The organism is Psychroserpens sp. (assembly GCF_034670085.1).
Taxonomy (GTDB): Bacteria; Bacteroidota; Bacteroidia; order Flavobacteriales; family Flavobacteriaceae; genus Psychroserpens.
In genome coordinates, this window is the sequence record NZ_JAXMOD010000004.1 from 57482 (window position 1) to 73521 (window position 16040).

The 16040-nt window shown below is 32.2% G+C and carries 16 protein-coding genes; 14 read left to right on the plus strand and 2 right to left on the minus strand.

Going from position 1 to position 16040, the window contains the following annotated elements; translation table 11 throughout:
• Positions 1-15 precede the first annotated feature (15 nt).
• Positions 16-717, plus strand: a complete 702-nt coding sequence (locus VOI25_RS08040; protein WP_323788541.1) for a phosphoadenylyl-sulfate reductase — start codon at positions 16-18, stop codon at positions 715-717.
• 54 nt (positions 718-771) lie between these two features.
• Here VOI25_RS08040 and sucC read toward each other — a convergent pair whose 3' ends face one another.
• Positions 772-1962, minus strand: coding sequence for an ADP-forming succinate--CoA ligase subunit beta (gene sucC / locus VOI25_RS08045; RefSeq protein ID WP_323788542.1), 1191 nt, complete (start codon positions 1960-1962; stop codon positions 772-774).
• 280 nt (positions 1963-2242) lie between these two features.
• Between sucC and VOI25_RS08050 the strand changes: the two genes are divergently transcribed.
• From VOI25_RS08050 to VOI25_RS08110, 13 genes are all read left to right on the plus strand, one after another.
• On the plus strand, positions 2243-4120 hold the full coding sequence (locus VOI25_RS08050) for a sensor histidine kinase (RefSeq protein WP_323788543.1): 1878 nt from the start codon (positions 2243-2245) through the stop codon (positions 4118-4120).
• 131 nt (positions 4121-4251) lie between these two features.
• A complete protein-coding gene (locus VOI25_RS08055; protein ID WP_323788544.1) occupies positions 4252-6141 on the plus strand; it encodes a histidine kinase dimerization/phosphoacceptor domain -containing protein in 1890 nt (629 codons plus the stop codon).
• The gene (locus tag VOI25_RS08060; RefSeq protein ID WP_323788545.1) at positions 6142-6891 is read left to right on the plus strand and encodes a LytR/AlgR family response regulator transcription factor; all 750 of its coding nucleotides are present in this window, start codon (positions 6142-6144) and stop codon (positions 6889-6891) included.
• A 157-nt stretch (positions 6892-7048) separates the two neighbouring features.
• Positions 7049-7801, plus strand: a complete 753-nt coding sequence (locus tag VOI25_RS08065) for a hypothetical protein (protein WP_323788546.1) — start codon at positions 7049-7051, stop codon at positions 7799-7801.
• A 59-nt stretch (positions 7802-7860) separates the two neighbouring features.
• Positions 7861-8379, plus strand: coding sequence for a nuclear transport factor 2 family protein (locus tag VOI25_RS08070; RefSeq protein WP_323788547.1), 519 nt, complete (start codon positions 7861-7863; stop codon positions 8377-8379).
• 168 nt (positions 8380-8547) lie between these two features.
• Positions 8548-8808 (plus strand): hypothetical protein, encoded by a 261-nt coding sequence (locus VOI25_RS08075; RefSeq protein WP_323788548.1) that lies wholly within the window; start codon positions 8548-8550, stop codon positions 8806-8808.
• A 19-nt stretch (positions 8809-8827) separates the two neighbouring features.
• Positions 8828-9706, plus strand: coding sequence for an ester cyclase (locus VOI25_RS08080; RefSeq protein WP_323788549.1), 879 nt, complete (start codon positions 8828-8830; stop codon positions 9704-9706).
• Positions 9707-9802: 96 nt separating this feature from the next.
• On the plus strand, positions 9803-11161 hold the full coding sequence (locus VOI25_RS08085; RefSeq protein WP_323788550.1) for an MFS transporter: 1359 nt from the start codon (positions 9803-9805) through the stop codon (positions 11159-11161).
• 59 nt (positions 11162-11220) lie between these two features.
• The gene (locus VOI25_RS08090) at positions 11221-12618 is read left to right on the plus strand and encodes a short-chain fatty acid transporter (protein WP_323788551.1); all 1398 of its coding nucleotides are present in this window, start codon (positions 11221-11223) and stop codon (positions 12616-12618) included.
• A gap of 164 nt (positions 12619-12782) precedes the next feature.
• Positions 12783-13118, plus strand: a complete 336-nt coding sequence (locus VOI25_RS08095) for a hypothetical protein (protein ID WP_323788552.1) — start codon at positions 12783-12785, stop codon at positions 13116-13118.
• 55 nt (positions 13119-13173) lie between these two features.
• Complete coding sequence (locus VOI25_RS08100; RefSeq protein WP_323788553.1) at positions 13174-13881, plus strand: DUF6090 family protein; 708 nt, start codon at positions 13174-13176, stop codon at positions 13879-13881.
• 7 nt (positions 13882-13888) lie between these two features.
• Positions 13889-14284 carry a cupin domain-containing protein gene (locus VOI25_RS08105; protein ID WP_323788554.1) on the plus strand — a complete coding sequence of 132 codons (396 nt, stop codon included), beginning with the start codon at positions 13889-13891 and terminating at the stop codon, positions 14282-14284.
• 68 nt (positions 14285-14352) lie between these two features.
• Positions 14353-14475 (plus strand): hypothetical protein, encoded by a 123-nt coding sequence (locus tag VOI25_RS08110; protein WP_323788555.1) that lies wholly within the window; start codon positions 14353-14355, stop codon positions 14473-14475.
• On the opposite strand, the gene VOI25_RS08115 is transcribed toward VOI25_RS08110, so the two are convergent.
• Entirely contained in the window at positions 14472-16040 is a 1569-nt protein-coding gene (locus VOI25_RS08115; protein ID WP_323788556.1) for a carboxypeptidase-like regulatory domain-containing protein, read from the minus strand. The genes VOI25_RS08110 and VOI25_RS08115 overlap by 4 nt on opposite strands.

Consider the following 16040-nt stretch of genomic DNA (forward strand, 5'->3'; position numbering starts at 1 on the left):
TGAATAAATCGTCATATGATAGATAATTCAATCGCAACAAAAGTAATTCCTAATATTACAGAAGCTGAAATAAAAGCGCTCAACTTCAAGTATAAGTCGCTTTCAGCAACTGATAGAATTAAGCAATTGTACATAGATTTTGATGTATCAGAGGTCATGCTTACAAGCTCATTTGCATCAACTTCTGCATTTCTATTAAAGCTATTTTCTGACGTAAATAAAAAACAAGAGGTATTTTTTATTGATACAGGTTATCATTTTGAAGATACCTTAAACTACAAAGAACAACTTACAAATCAATACGGACTTCGAGTTACTTCAATTAGTGCATTAAAAGAAGAACATGACTTTACAACCAAAGATGAAACTTGGAAAAAGAATCCTAACTTCTGTTGTTCTATAAATAAAGTAAGACCTTTAGACATTATAAAAAACAAGTATAAAGTTTGGGTTTCAGGTTTAATGGAATGGCAAAGTGATCATCGCTCTACTCTAGATATTTTTGAATTACGTGGCGAGATTTTAAAGTTCTATCCCTTGTTAGATATAACAAAAGCGCAACGAGATGCTTATATAAAAGAACACGATTTACCATTTCATCCTTTAGTTTCTAAAGGATATAACTCAATTGGCTGTAAACATTGTACGATTCCTGGAGAAGATCGTAATGGTCGTTGGAATAACAATCCAAAAACCGAATGTGGATTACATTTATAAAACAAAAAAGCTCTCAAATTGAGAGCTTTTTTTAGTTTATATAATAAGAATTTATTATGCTAATACTTGTTGTACCTTATCTGCAGCTTCTTGGAATTCTGTAGCACTCATCACATCTAAACCAGAATTATCTATTAATTCTTTTGCGATATCGGCATTAGTTCCTTGTAAACGCACAATAATTGGCACTTCAATATTACCCATATTTTTATAGGCATCAATAACACCTTGAGCTACGCGATCACAACGAACGATTCCTCCAAATATGTTTATTAAGATTGCTTTTACAGCCGGATCTCGTAAAATAAGCTCAAAAGCTATTTCAACTCTAGCAGCATCTGCAGTACCACCAACATCTAAAAAGTTAGCTGGCTCACCTCCTGCTTGTTTTATTAAATCCATAGTTGCCATTGCTAATCCAGCACCATTTACCATACAACCAACGTTTCCGTCAAGGTCAACATAATTTAATCCATGTTCTCCTGCTTCAACTTCTATAGGATTTTCTTCACGTAAATCGCGTAATGCTGCTAAATCTTTATGTCGGAAAAGTGCGTTCGCATCTAAAGATACTTTTGCATCAACAGCCATAATTTTATCATCACTAGTTTTTAATACAGGATTGATTTCGAATAAAGAAGAATCAGATTCTGAATAGGCTTTATATAATGACGTTACAAAACGTGTCATTTCTTTAAATGCCGTTCCTGACAATCCTAAATTAAATGCAATTTTACGTGCTTGGAAAGGCAAGATTCCAGTTGCAGGATCTATTTCTTCATGAAAAATTAAATGCGGTGTTTCTTCAGCTACAGTTTCAATATCCATTCCTCCTTCTGTAGAATACATAATCATATTACGACCAGTTCCTCTGTTTAATAACACAGACATGTAATATTCTTCAGGTTCTGAATCTCCAGGATAGTAAACATCTTCAGCAACTAACACTTGGTGTACTCGTTTACCTTCCGCAGACGTTTGAGGTGTCACTAAATCCATTCCAATAATTTGTCCAGCAATCGTTTTAACCTCGTCTAAGTTTTTCGCTAACTTAACTCCACCACCTTTACCACGACCACCTGCGTGAACTTGAGCTTTAATAACATGCCAACCTGTACCTGTATCTTCAGTTAATTTCTTAGCTGCTGCAACTGCTTCATCAGCATTTTGTGCAACGATACCACGTTGAATACGTACGCCAAAACTGTTTAATAATTCTTTTCCTTGATATTCGTGTAAATTCATTTGGTCTTGAAATTTATTGTTAGTCTTCGAATAGGCTTCCGAAGTGTTTTTTACGAGCACAAAAATAAACATACTTAAGGTTTTTACCAATATTTTTATGTAGATAATATTTAATACCAAATCTTCAATAAAAGGATATTATGTTTAATATTTCAATTCAATTTCTAATGAAAATTAAGACGGAAGATAATACTGAAATAAAAGCATTACTATTTCCATGGTGCTTTTTTTAGTATATTTGGTTTAGCCCTTCATCTTTTAATTGTCTACCTAAATAGATATGAAAACACCAACCATTTCATTTTTACTAGCTTTTCTGTTTTCAATATTTGGACAATCTCAAGACCACAAAAAGTTAGATGAATTCAAAATAGTCTCTATAGATTCTTGTATTACGTGGATGACAAACAATTACAAAAATCCAAATGACTTCCATGACATTGGTCTTCAAACTTTAAAACGAGCGCAAAACACTGAAACAGATTTAACATTAGCACAAATTCATGAGAACTTAGCCCTTTGGCATTCCTATAATGGCCTTTTTTCTCCAGACTCTGCAGTATATCATACTTCAAATGCCTTAAGATATCACAAAAAAGGAACGGATAAAAAGAAAATTGCGGACACTTATGAAGTTCTTTCTAGACAATACATTAAAGCTCGTAAACTGGAAAAATCGCAAGATGTACTTTTCAAAGCAATACCAATTTATGAGGCATTAAAAGATGAAGAAGGCTTAGGAAGTGCATACAGAACGCTCGGTTTACTCTACCAGGTCATGCAAGATTATCATAAGTCTATTGAGTACACAACTAGAGCTATTCCACTTTTAGAAAAAACCAAAAAGTATGGCTTACTTGGGATGGCTTATTTTAATTTGATTATCAGTTATGGTGAACTTGGAGAATTTGAAAAAGCCTATAAAGCAACAGATGACTGTCTCAAAATTGTTGAAGAAAAAGTGCCAGAAGAGGTTTTTATTCCTGTTAAGGCACATTCCTATCGAGGTGAAGTATATGTTCGAGCACAAGATTATACCAATGCATTAAAAGATTATATCAAATCTTGGGAATTATGTGTTGCCATTATAGGCGAAGAGCGATGTGCAACCTATAGAACAGAAATTGGACAAGTGTACTTGCTACAAGAAGAATACGATAAGGCGTTAGAACATTTATCAGCTGGAGTACAAGCGTATGAAAAGAAAGGACAAGCTACTATTATTCAACAATACCAGGACTTATCAAAATGTTATGCTAATTTAGGAGATTTTGAAAAAGCGATATTATGTCAAGAAAAAGCCTATGCCAATTCAAATCAGGTTCTAGAAGACAAAATAGCAAATCTCGAATCTGAAGCTGTAATTAAATACGAAACAGGAAAAAAAGATGAAGCTATAGCCACCCAAGGAGAACTGCTTAAACAGAAAGGTAGAATACAAACGCTTTTTATTGTTATTGCCAGTTTATTAGCGGTATTACTATTAGCCTTGCTTTATTTTTTCAATAAAAACAAAAAGAAAACACAGCTTATAAAGGCAAAGAACTCTGAAAATGAATTGCTTCTAAAAGAAATTCATCATCGCGTTAAAAACAATCTAGAATTAGTAAAAAGTTTAATTTCATTACAATCTGCCGACCTGGAAGATTCACCTACGAAAGATGCGATGATCGCAAGTCAGAATCGAGTTCAATCCATGGGCATTATTCATCAAAAACTCTATCAAGGTGAAAATTTGGGAAGCATAGATATGAAAGACTATTTTGTTAATTTAAGTGATGGTATTTTAGATACCTTTAATGCTGAAAACAAAGTGAAGATCGAATGTGCTATGGATCAATTAGAACTCGATGTTGATACAGCTGTTCCTATCGGACTTATCGTTAATGAATTATTAACGAATGCATTAAAGTATGCCTTTCCAGAAAATAGCCAAGGTAAGATTAAAATCAGTTTAACAAAACCTAATCCAGAGACCCTAACGTTAAGAGTGATTGATAATGGGATTGGAAAGGTAGCTGGTACTTCACCAAAAGGCACAGGATTCGGCTCTCAACTCGTTAAACTTTTAACACTTCAGTTAAATGGAATTATGGAAGAAAAACACGAAAACGGAACTTCAATTTTATTTCAGTTTAAAACTAAAGCTGCAGCATAAACATATGTTAAGACCACGTCTTCTTTGAATTCTGTCAAATCACCTTTGTTAATACAATGTTAAATTTGTAAGGAAAATTTTACTATCTTTAACTTTCCCTAAAGTCTTTTTCATAGCTATATTAAAGACTTATGACTAAAAAACTAACTATATTACTTGTACTTTTTTGTACACTACATAGTATTGCTCAAAACTCAGAATCAACGCCATCTTCATTAGAAGATATTATGGTTTGGTTAGAAATGCATAGCAATAACCCAAAGGATTCTACAGCACTTGGTCGTAATTCAAGAAAAGCCATTATGCTTTCAAAGCAATCAGACAACCAAAATACACTTGCAAAATCATATCACTATTTGGCTATTTATCATAAAGAATATTCTAAACTAGATTCTGCCTTACACTATTTCACTAAAGTTAAAGATCTATATAGTATTCAAAATAAAGAGCTAAATCTTGCAGACACCTATTTAGATATTAAAGCTCTTTATACAGTACAAGCAGATTACAATCAAGCTAAAAACTATGTATATAAAGCTCTTGAGCTTTATGAGCAATTAAACAATCAAAAAGGGATTGCGCAATGTTATGCACATATTGGTGATCTTTTATATTATGAGAATAACTACAATGAAGCCATTACATATTGCAACAAAGCCATCAACATTTTTAAAAAAATTGATGCTAATGAGGAATTAGCACTTACCTATCGTTTTAAAGCCAATAACCAATTATTTACAGGCTTTGATATAGAAAACGCACTAGAGTCCATAAATGCATCAATAGAAATTTATAATGAATTAGGTGAAACTGGTATTCCAATGATGGCATCTTTAAACTGGAGAGGAAACATTTACAAATACATGGAGCGTTATGATGAGGCTATTTCAGATTATCAAGCCAATTATGATAATTCTAAACAATTGGGACTTGATCGTTATTTAATTCCATCTTTAGCCAATATTGGTCATGTTTACCTTATGCAAGGAAACTATGAAGACGCTTTACCATACAATCTAAAAGCCATAGACCTCATCAAAAAAACGGGAAGAACTCGAAATTTATGGGAAAACTATATGCATGTTTCAGAAATTTACGAATCTCTTGGTGATCACACAAATGCTCTATATTATCATCAATTGTATACTTCAGAACTGGAATCATTTAAAGACAATATCATTTTAAGTTTAGAAAGTGAAGCCCAATCCAAGTATGAAGTTGGGCAAAAAAATGCAATGATAATTTTTCAGGATGAAAAAATTAGTCAGCAAAAACGCACAAAGATTTTATATATTATTTTGACGTCATTATTAGGGTTTATTCTTTTCGGAGTGATTTATAATTATAGAAAAAATCAAAAAAGAAATCAGCAATTAGAAACTTTGAATGTTGCTTTAGACAACAAAAACCAACAAAATGAATTACTACTTAAGGAAATTCATCATCGCGTAAAAAACAATCTCGAATTAGTAAAGAGTTTAATCGCATTACAATCTGCTCAATTAGAAGATTCTCCAACAAAAGATGCGATGATCGCTAGTCAGAATAGAGTGCAATCTATGGGAATAATTCATCAGAAACTCTACCAAGGAGAAAACTTAGGTAGCATTGACATGAAAGATTATTTTCTAAATTTAAGTGATGGGATATTAGACACCTTTAACGCTGACGATAAAGTGAAAATTGAATGCGCCATGGAACAACTTGAATTAGATGTTGACACTGCTGTTCCTATTGGATTAATCGTAAATGAACTCTTGACAAACGCTCTAAAGTATGCGTTTCCAGAAGATAGTAAAGGGAAAATAGAAATAAGTTTAACCCAGTCAACTCCTGAAACACTCACCTTAAAAGTGATAGATAATGGCGTTGGTAAAACAATTGGAGCAAGTCCAAAAGGCACAGGTTTTGGATCTCAGCTTATTAAACTACTTACCCAACAACTCAATGGAAATATGGAAGAGAGACACATGAATGGAACCACTGTATTATTCGAATTTAAAATTAAATCAGCTGCATAAATGAGTAGACCTATTAAAATATTAATTGTTGAAGACGAGATGATAATAGCCGCAAACATTTCATTACAACTAACTTCGCTTGGATATGACGTTATTGGAATTGTACCGCGTGCCGAAGACGCTTTAACGTGTGTGAAACAAGATTCACCTGATATAGTTTTAATGGATATTAATTTAAAAGGTGAACTAGATGGTATAGAAACTGTAAAGCTAATTAAAGACATCCACGATGTTGCGGTCATTTATTTAACTGCAAATGCTGATGAAGTCCATTTTAATCGTGCAAAGAGCACACATCCACATGCTTTTATTTCAAAGCCATTCAAAAAACTAGATTTACAACGTGCCATAGAACTAACAGTTGATCGTCTTCAACAAGAAAAGAATAATGATATTATTGATAACGTTTCAAAATCTGAACCTTCACCGTTCATGTTAAGCGATTGCATTTTTGTTAGACACCATGAAAAAATGGTAAAGGTTGATATTAAAGATATTTTATATATAGAAGCCGAACGTAATTACTGCCGGATTTACTCAAAAGGCAAAGAATACTTATTAGTAATGACCTTAAAAGATATGGACGAAAAATTACCAAACAAACACTTTTTAAGAGTGCATCGTTCATTTATTATTAATCTGTCGCAAATAGATGAAATTGCTACAAGTCACATCGTTATTGCAAAAAAAGCGATTCCTGTTAGTAAATCTTTAAAAGAAGAATTACTTAAAAGACTACAAACTATATAACTAAAATCCTCTATATCTTATCATAAAAAATTCGGATAAACAAATTGATTGTTTCGGACAATCAAACTAACCATTCGTCCTTGATGAGTTTCATAACTATTATATAATCATTTACTTAGTTACAGAATATTAATCAACTATTTAAATATTATTTATTATGAAAACATTAAAAACATTTGTATTGGCATTATTCTTATCACTAATTCCAATAGTCACTTTTGCACAAGATGATCAAGCATTTTTGATACATCAAGATCAGGTAAAACCAGGAATGGTTGAAACTTATGAAGCCATTTCCAAAGAGTTCAATGAAGAATGCAAAAAACTTGACTTCAAAGCTGCTTGGTCTGTTGCTCAAATGGTGAACGGTAAATATTTAAGTATCACTCCTATTAAAAACTTAGGCGATATTGATAATATGTCAATGGCAGAATTAAGCGAAAAAATGGGTAAAGAAAAATTTAAATCTTATTTCGATCGCTACAACAAATGCTACGACAAACATGGCAGTTATGTTACTATCCTAAGCAACGATTTATCCTATATGCCTGATGGTATGAGTACAACTCAAGAAGGAATGAACTATAGAAAATGGCATATTATTAGTGTAACTCCTGAAAATAGAGCAAAAATGGCAGAGAATATGAAAGTTGTTAAAGATCTTTTTGTTAGTAAAAAATCTAAAATGCACTATCGTGTTTACACTAACGGGTTTGGACAAATAGGCGATTCATTTATAGTTGTAGTGTCTGCCAAAAATGAATTGGACATGGCTCAACTGTCTGAAGAAAACAGAAAACTGCTAGGTCCTGAAAGCAAAGCAAAATTTGATGCTGTTTTTAATCTCGCTTCCGATTATGAAGAAGTTACAGGAGGTATGAGACCAGACTTATCGTATTCAAATAAATAACCAATCTTTAAACCTCGTAGGTTTTTATAAGCTACGAGGTTTTACTAACACCAACCAAAATGAAAAATTTATTTTTACTAGCCTTCAGTGTCATTTTATTTACAGCTTGCCAAACACAAGAGAAGCGTTATACGCAACAATCTCCTGAAATTGACACCGTAAAAAAACTGATTGATAATTACAACAACAAAACATATGACACGAGTATCTATGCTGATACATCAAAAACGGGTTACAACTCCAGCGACAAAACCTTAACTCCTGACGAGGTCATTGCTTATCACAAAGCAAACGATGTTATTTATTCTTCAAGAAGCTTTGATGACAAAGACCAAGAATATGAAATGGTTATTACTGATGATGGCAAAACATGGGTGAATTTTTGGTCAGACTGGAAAGGCACACTTGCTGCTAATGGCAAAGAAATAACTATCCCAATCCATTTAACGTATCAATTTATAGACGGAAAAATTGTAAGAGAAAGTGGGTATTGGGATCCTACAGAAGTCGTTTTAAATCTTCAAGCTATTGAAGCAGCTAAAAGCATGGAAGCTGCTGAAGATGACATCGACGAATAAGATTAGTATGTAATACTTTATGCTAACAGGCAGAACCGATTTTTGTGGAGAGAATCGTGATAATACTAAACGATTTCGTTTTAGTGTTTTAAAAGCAAATCAACCAACTAGATTATCATCTGCCTGTTTTTTTAATAAACCACACTCTATTATTCTCACTATTTAAACATGAAAAAAGCAGGTGTCATAGGAGGTTCTGGATTTATTGAAAGTGAAATTATTTCACTTTTATTAGACACAAGTTATGACGTCAAAGTCTCTACTATTGATATTTCTAAAAAAGAAAACTATGAGCATCTCATGGAATTAGAACATTCCGAAAACCTCTATGTCTGCGAGATAGATTTTGAAAGAGAATCTGCACTTCAAAATTTCACTAAAGACTGTGATCTCGTCATTTTTATTGATCCTTCAGGTATTAAATTTTAACATTAACACATTGCATACAATGAAAACAATTAAACTCGTATTAATTACTTCACTTATAGGTTTATCTGCACTATTCGCTCAAGGCCAAAACATTCAAAAAGATATAAAAATGTACACTCAAGTTTGGGATGACATTGTAAACAAAGGAGACATTGACAAAATAAATTCAACATATTTTGATTTAAATATTACAGCTATTCAAAGTCCAGAAAACATTGTCGGTCTTGACAATTTTAAAGCCTATTATCAAAACTTTATTACTGGATTTTCAGACATCGAATTTACAATTGTTGATGTTTTTGGTCAAGAAAACAAGATTGTTAAGCACTGGAATTTCAAAGGCAATCATACTGGTGACTTTTTTGGAATTCCAGCTACAAATAAATCCGTTGACATTCAAGGTGTAACCATAGCAAAAATGAAGAATGGTAAAATTTCGCAAGAACAGGATTTTATGGACAATGCTGTTTTTATGCAACAATTAGGAATACAATCTAATTCTGCTAATGTTGGAATTATCCATGGTGTTTATGAAAGTTTTTCAAAAGGTGATATTCCTTCCGTTCTAGGTATGATGGATGCTAAAATTGTATGGAATGAAGCTGAAAGCAACTCACTTGCAGATGGTAATCCATATATCGGACCAGATGCTGTGTTAGCTGGAGTGTTTTCACGTCTTGGAGATAAGTATGAAAGTTTTTCTTTAAAAGATATCCGGTTGCATGATATGGCAAATAATCAGGTATTAGCAACACTTCGCTACATCGCTAAAATGAAAACTACAGGAAAAAAAATAGATGTTCAAGCCGCACATCTATGGTCACTAAAAGATGGAAAGATTATCGGATTTCAACAATATGTGGATACCAAGAAATTGGCTGATTCTGAAAAGGAATAATATCTTTCTAAGAAAAAAATTTGTCTTTAAGAGTTTAACTCTTACAAAGAGATAATTTTAAAATAGATTTTCAATTTAACATATAAGAGGCACTTGATGACATCACTAAAACAAAAAATAAAATTCACCCGAAGCTTAACTGGTAGTGCAATATCACGTTATTTTTCTTTTTCAGCACTATACATCGCACAAGGAATTCCAGAAGGTATTTTATTTTTCGCATTACCAGCTTGGTTAGCTATGAATGGCAAATCTGCTCCAGAAATAGCTGCATTTATTGGAGTCATATTAATTCCATGGAGTTTTAAATTAGTTATTGCTCCTTTAATGGATCGTTTTACCATTTTATCTATGGGCAGAAAACGGCCTTGGGTTATTTTTGGCCAACTAGGTTTAATTCTAAGTTTTTTGAGTATAGGGTTTGTTCCAGATCCTCTGCATAATAATTCAGGTTTAATGATTGTTGGATTCTTAATTAGTTTTTTTGGAGCTTTTCAAGATGTCGCAACAGACGGCATGGCCGTTGATGTTATTCCTGCCAAAGAACAAGCTAGAGCAAACGGATTAATGTGGGGAACAAAAATTATTGGGACTTCTCTTTCTCTAGTTGTTGGAACAGCATTGATAAATAGTCTAGGTTTTTCTACTGCAATCTCTTTATTATCAATTGCGGTTGCAATCATTATGATTGTGCCAATTTATTTTACTGAACGACCTGGTGAAAAAATCATGCCTTGGTCAGAAGGCCAAGCGAATACAGAATCTCAAGCTAGTCAATTAAAAAGTTGGACCGATATTTTGAAAAGTTTATTTCGTGTCACTAAATTACGTTCAAGTCTCATTTTTATAGTTATCTCTTTTATTAGTGGCATATTATTTGGGCTTATGGATACGATTTTTCCGATTTTTACGATCCAAGAATTGGGTTGGACAAACACAGATTTTTCACAACTCTATTCCATAATAAATGTAGTTGGTGGTATCTTTGGAATGTTTGTCGGTGGTTACTTAGTAGATTATTTTGGTAAAATAAAAATGCTAACCATCTATTTGTCCTTGGCTACTGTTATTATTTTAATCTTCGCTTTTACAACAGGCTTTTGGACTAATATTACATTTATTTGTGGCTTTATATTTATCTATTATGTACTCAACATTTTTTTAAGTATTGGGATTTTCGCCTCAGGAATGCAGCTATGCTGGAAAACAGTAGCAGCAACACAATTCACATTATATATGGCGGTTTCTAATATGGGACGCGCTTCTGGTTCAGCTTTACTAGGTGTACTAAAAGAAAGTTATACTTGGGAGATTGTTTTTGTTTTTACCGCAATAATGCCATTAATCATGGGAATTTTGGTTCAATTTATTAACTTTAAAAATCACAAAACAAAAGTAGAAAGCTTTAAAATTTTAGACCACACTTTAGTTACGCCACATGTTATAGATGATTAAAAAAAATCATACAAAATGTAGACAAAAAGATACTCTAAAGTTTTCAAAACCAACCAATCATGATAACTAAATTCGGAGAAAGATCCACGAAATTATTTGAAAAATACATGCCGAATGCATTCGTATTCGCTATGCTTCTAACTATCATCACTGGTCTTATCGCTTTCTTCTGGTTAGAAGCTTCTCCAATAGAAATCATTAAAGGATGGTACGATGGCTTTTATTCATTATTAGAATTTGGGATGCAAATTGTATTGATAATCATCACAGGTTTTGCCATTGCATTGTCGCCAATTGTAAATAAAGGCATAGACAAATTGACCAATTACATCAAAACGCCTCGACAGGTTTACTTTTTTGTAACGTTAATTGGTGCTTTACTATCGCTCATTAGTTTTGGTTGGATTGTTATTACATGTGTATTAGCAAGAGAATTGGCAATTCGTATTAAAGGCATCAATTATCCGTTTTTAGTAGCTTGCGTCTATTTTAGTAGTGGAAGCTGGGTAACTGGTCTTTCGAGTTCAATTCCACTCTTATTGGGTACAGAAAACAATTATTTAATCGAAGCTGGTATTTTAACAGACATTATTCCAACTTCGTTTACATTGGGTTCTGGCTTGAGCCTTGCAATGATGGCTCTCTATGTATTATTCGCGCCTTTAATGATTGTTTTTCTTATTCCAAAAACGAAAAACATCAAACAACTTGAGGATATGCTGGAAGATAAAACGATAAAAAAGGAACTTTCTATTAAAGAGGAAGCTTTTAGTCTAAATTTATCTTACAAGTCCGTTTCCGACAAATTAAATAATGGTATCATCCTTCTAATTTGTATTGTACTAATGGGATTTACCTATATCATCTATCACTTTTATACCAACGGTTTTCAATTGAATTTTAATATCATGATTTTCATTTTCTTGATTGTTGGTCTGGCATTGCACAAAACACCTATGCGTTATGTGATTGCAATGAAACGCTCAAGTAGTAATATCTCTGGAATTTTATACCAGTATCCTTTTTACGCAGGTATTATGGGTATCATGCTTTATACAGGTTTGGGTGAGAAATTAGCAGAAGTCATAGCATCTATTGCAACCATTGAAACTTATCCATTTTTCGCGTATATCACTGGTGGCATTATTAATTTCGCCATCCCATCTGCTGGAGGTGAATTTGCTGTTGTTGGACCAAGCATTATCAATGCTGTCAAAGTTATAGGAGAAGGTTTAACTGAAAACGAGGTATCAGCAATGATTACGAGAGCTTCTTTGTCTATTGCATATGGAGAAAGCCTTTCTAATGTCTTGCAGCCTTTTTATTTATTGCTTGTATTTCCAATTATGGGAACTGGCATTAAAATCCAAGCACGTGATGTAATGGGTTATTTGGTAATTCCATTTATCGTGTTCTTTATCATTCAATCCATACTAGTTACATGGATGCCATTATAAACTTAAGAAATGAACCAACTAATACGAACCAAAAATGAATCTAAAACAATCAATGTTCAACGTTTTTGCCATAAGCTTACTTAGCTTAGTTTGATTTGAACAGGTTATCTATTTTCAATTTTAATATTTTAAGACAAAAATCTAATCGATTAAACAATATAGCTATGACATCAAAAAATAAACATTGGACCAAAAAAGAGCTTCAAGTTTATATTCTTCTTCATTGTGCTAATGCTGATGCTGAAATAACTGAAAGTGAAATTAAACTGATTAGATCTAAAGTTGACTCAGAAACATTCAAAAAAATCTTTAAAGAGTTTTCTAATGACAATGAAGATGAACGTTTTGAGAAAATAGATGATAATATTCAACAACATGAATACAATAATATGGAGCTCTCCAAATTTCGTAAAGAAGTTCAAGATCTATTTTATAGTGATGGAAAGCTAACAATGATGGAACAAAACTTAAATCGTATTTTGGATAACATTTTGTATTAATCCTATATTGTAATCAATGATCAAATTTTTCCGCAAAATTCGTCAAAACCTAATTATGGAAAACAAAACCTCTAAATATTTTAAATATGCTATTGGTGAAATCGTCCTTGTAGTGATTGGGATTTTAATCGCACTTCAAATTAATACGTGGAACAAGCAAAATGAGGAACAACAATTAGAGTTAAAAATCATACAAGAAATACGTACAAATTTAATCCTAGATTTAAAAGAAATCAAAGAAGACATTGGTATAATGGATGACATAAATAAAGCCTGTGATGATGTAAAAGTGTATTTAGAAACTCAAGAGAATCCTTCAAATCAATTATTTATACATGCTTCTTTATTGAGAGTAACACCACATTTTGACCCAAACACAAGTGGTTATGGTCTTTTGGTTTCGAAAGGAATTGGTATCATTTCTAATGATAGCCTTAGAAATAATATTTCTTTACATTATGAACGACTTTACAGCTATTACAAACGGTATGAAGAAGAACGACTACGCTTTCATGCTTTGCATAGTGAACCTAAATTAATTCAGTATTTTAGTCCTGTTTATGATGAAAAGCAAACGTATTTTTTAAAACATGAAATTTCTCAAGAAGACTTTACTAGCCTTAAAAAGGATGCGGCATTTAATAAAATAGTATCAGCTATTGCATTTGAAAATTCTAGCGTTAAAAATAGAGCAGAACGCGTAGAGAACAGTATCTTGTCATTAATAAAATCACTCGATAAAGAAATACAGTCGCTACAATAATTAGTATATGCAACCCTTAAATAATACCTTCACTTTCAAAATTGTAAGTTCAATTATTCTCTTTTTACTTTTATGTAATTGCAAGGAGATAAAAAACCTTCCAGATCCACTTGAAGCTGGATGGAATAACGAAGTGGTTTGTGAAGTCCTAGAAGATAATGACAAGGTGAGAACACTTAAATGCACCTTTCCTCCTGGTGTTGGTCATGAACGTCATTATCATAAATCGCATTTTGGATATACATTGGCTGGAAGCACGTTCAGAATTAAAGATACTTCAGGAACTAGAGAGGTAAACATTCCGACAGGTTATAGTTTTTATAATGAAAAAGTCGACTGGCACGAAGTCTTAAATATTGGAGATAGTACTGCTGTTTTTCTAATTGTTGAGCCAAAATCATAATTCTTGTTAAAAATACGTTTAGCTAAAACCAATTTTCTACTTTTATAAACGTATTGATTATTGATGTTATGAATGGATTTGATATTGTGATGGTTATTGCCATTATTCTTTTTGCAAGATTGGGTGTACGCTTAGTGACAGGTTATGTTAAAATGCGAAAAGAACAACAAGAGGACGCTAAAAATGACTAATTTTTTGTTGCTTTCAAAGGCGAGTTAATCCAATAATCAGAACTATTTATTGACGCATCTGAATTCACTATAGAATTGTTCAGACTTTTGGATTTATTTACATAAATCAAATTTTTAGGCATTACTTTTCTTTCAAATACCTCCTGAACAAACAGTTCTCTAAACTGATTAACTTCTATAAATGTTTTCTTATTGAGTGCTCTTCCACTAATATCTGTAACTTTTTTAATGCGATACTTCAATTCTTTCATTTGGGCTTCATTAAGTTCTTCATTAGACGGAATTGCGCCACTAATAAGACTTATTTTAACGGTTTTACCATTATCTAAAGTCACCTTATTAATTTTTAGTTTTCGTTTCTTATAAATAAACCTAAAATTCTTACTATTGGCAATCGTAGTTTTATCGACCGTATTATTGAACCTAACAAAAAAAGCGTTTTCGCCTTTGTCATAAGACACATCTTCAATTTCGAAATCATTACGACTTCTAACTTCAAATTTATTATTAAATGAAATATAATTTAAAAACATTTTTTTTCCTTTTGGAGCATACTCTATTTTGATTGAGAAAAAGGGATCTGAATCACCTACAACAAAACCATAGTATTCTAATTTGTGAATTGCATAACTATCCTGAGCAATATAAATGACACCATTTGCTGTATTTTTCACACCTGTCACATCTTCATTTGCAGTGAACTTAATTTCATAAATAGGAATATCATCTAGGTATAATTTGTTTGCTATTCTAAACTCATGATTGTAAAGGAAGTTATCTTTAAAAGTATGCACAAAAGAAAAGGAATGATAAGCAGAATTTCTTATGGCATTATGTACGTTTAAAATACTTAATTCATTACCACCAATGGAAGAGATTGTAGCATCCTTAATGTACTTATATTTTTGATTATCATATGCAGCTGTCAACAATGTGTCTTTAGGAAACTTTGAGTTTTGATTAAACTCATACAAAGCAGATTGGTTGTCTTTATATAACAATTTATTAGTTTGAAAACCAGCATCAAAGACCTCAACAATACCTTCATTAAGGTTAAAATACCTACTTTCAAGTAATTGATAATCTCTGTAATATCCAATAAAAGAATGATGCGTTGTTGGGTAGTTAACTCTCATATTGGCAATAGCCTTACCCACAATATCTCTTACATTTTCATAGTTGGCTTTAGGTTTATCCTTTTTAGTTGTAATAGTAACTGTATTGAGAGCTTCAATTTTTGGCTTTAAGAAAATAATATTGAGGTTGTTATCTGACAACGTAGTAACTGCAATCGTTTTGGTCTCATATCCAATACATGAAATAATTAAAACATCATTCTGAGTTTTATATTTATATGGAAGTCGAAAATTACCATCTTCATCAGCAATAACACCATTGTTTTTATCTTTAATACTCACTGTTGCAAATACGACTGGTCGCTTATCTGATTGATCTATAATTTGACACGTAAGCTCTTCTACCACATTTTCTGAAGGTACATTTTGTGCATATACACCATTTGTACTTACAGTTAAAAACAAGATTAGAATGATTAATTTTTTCAT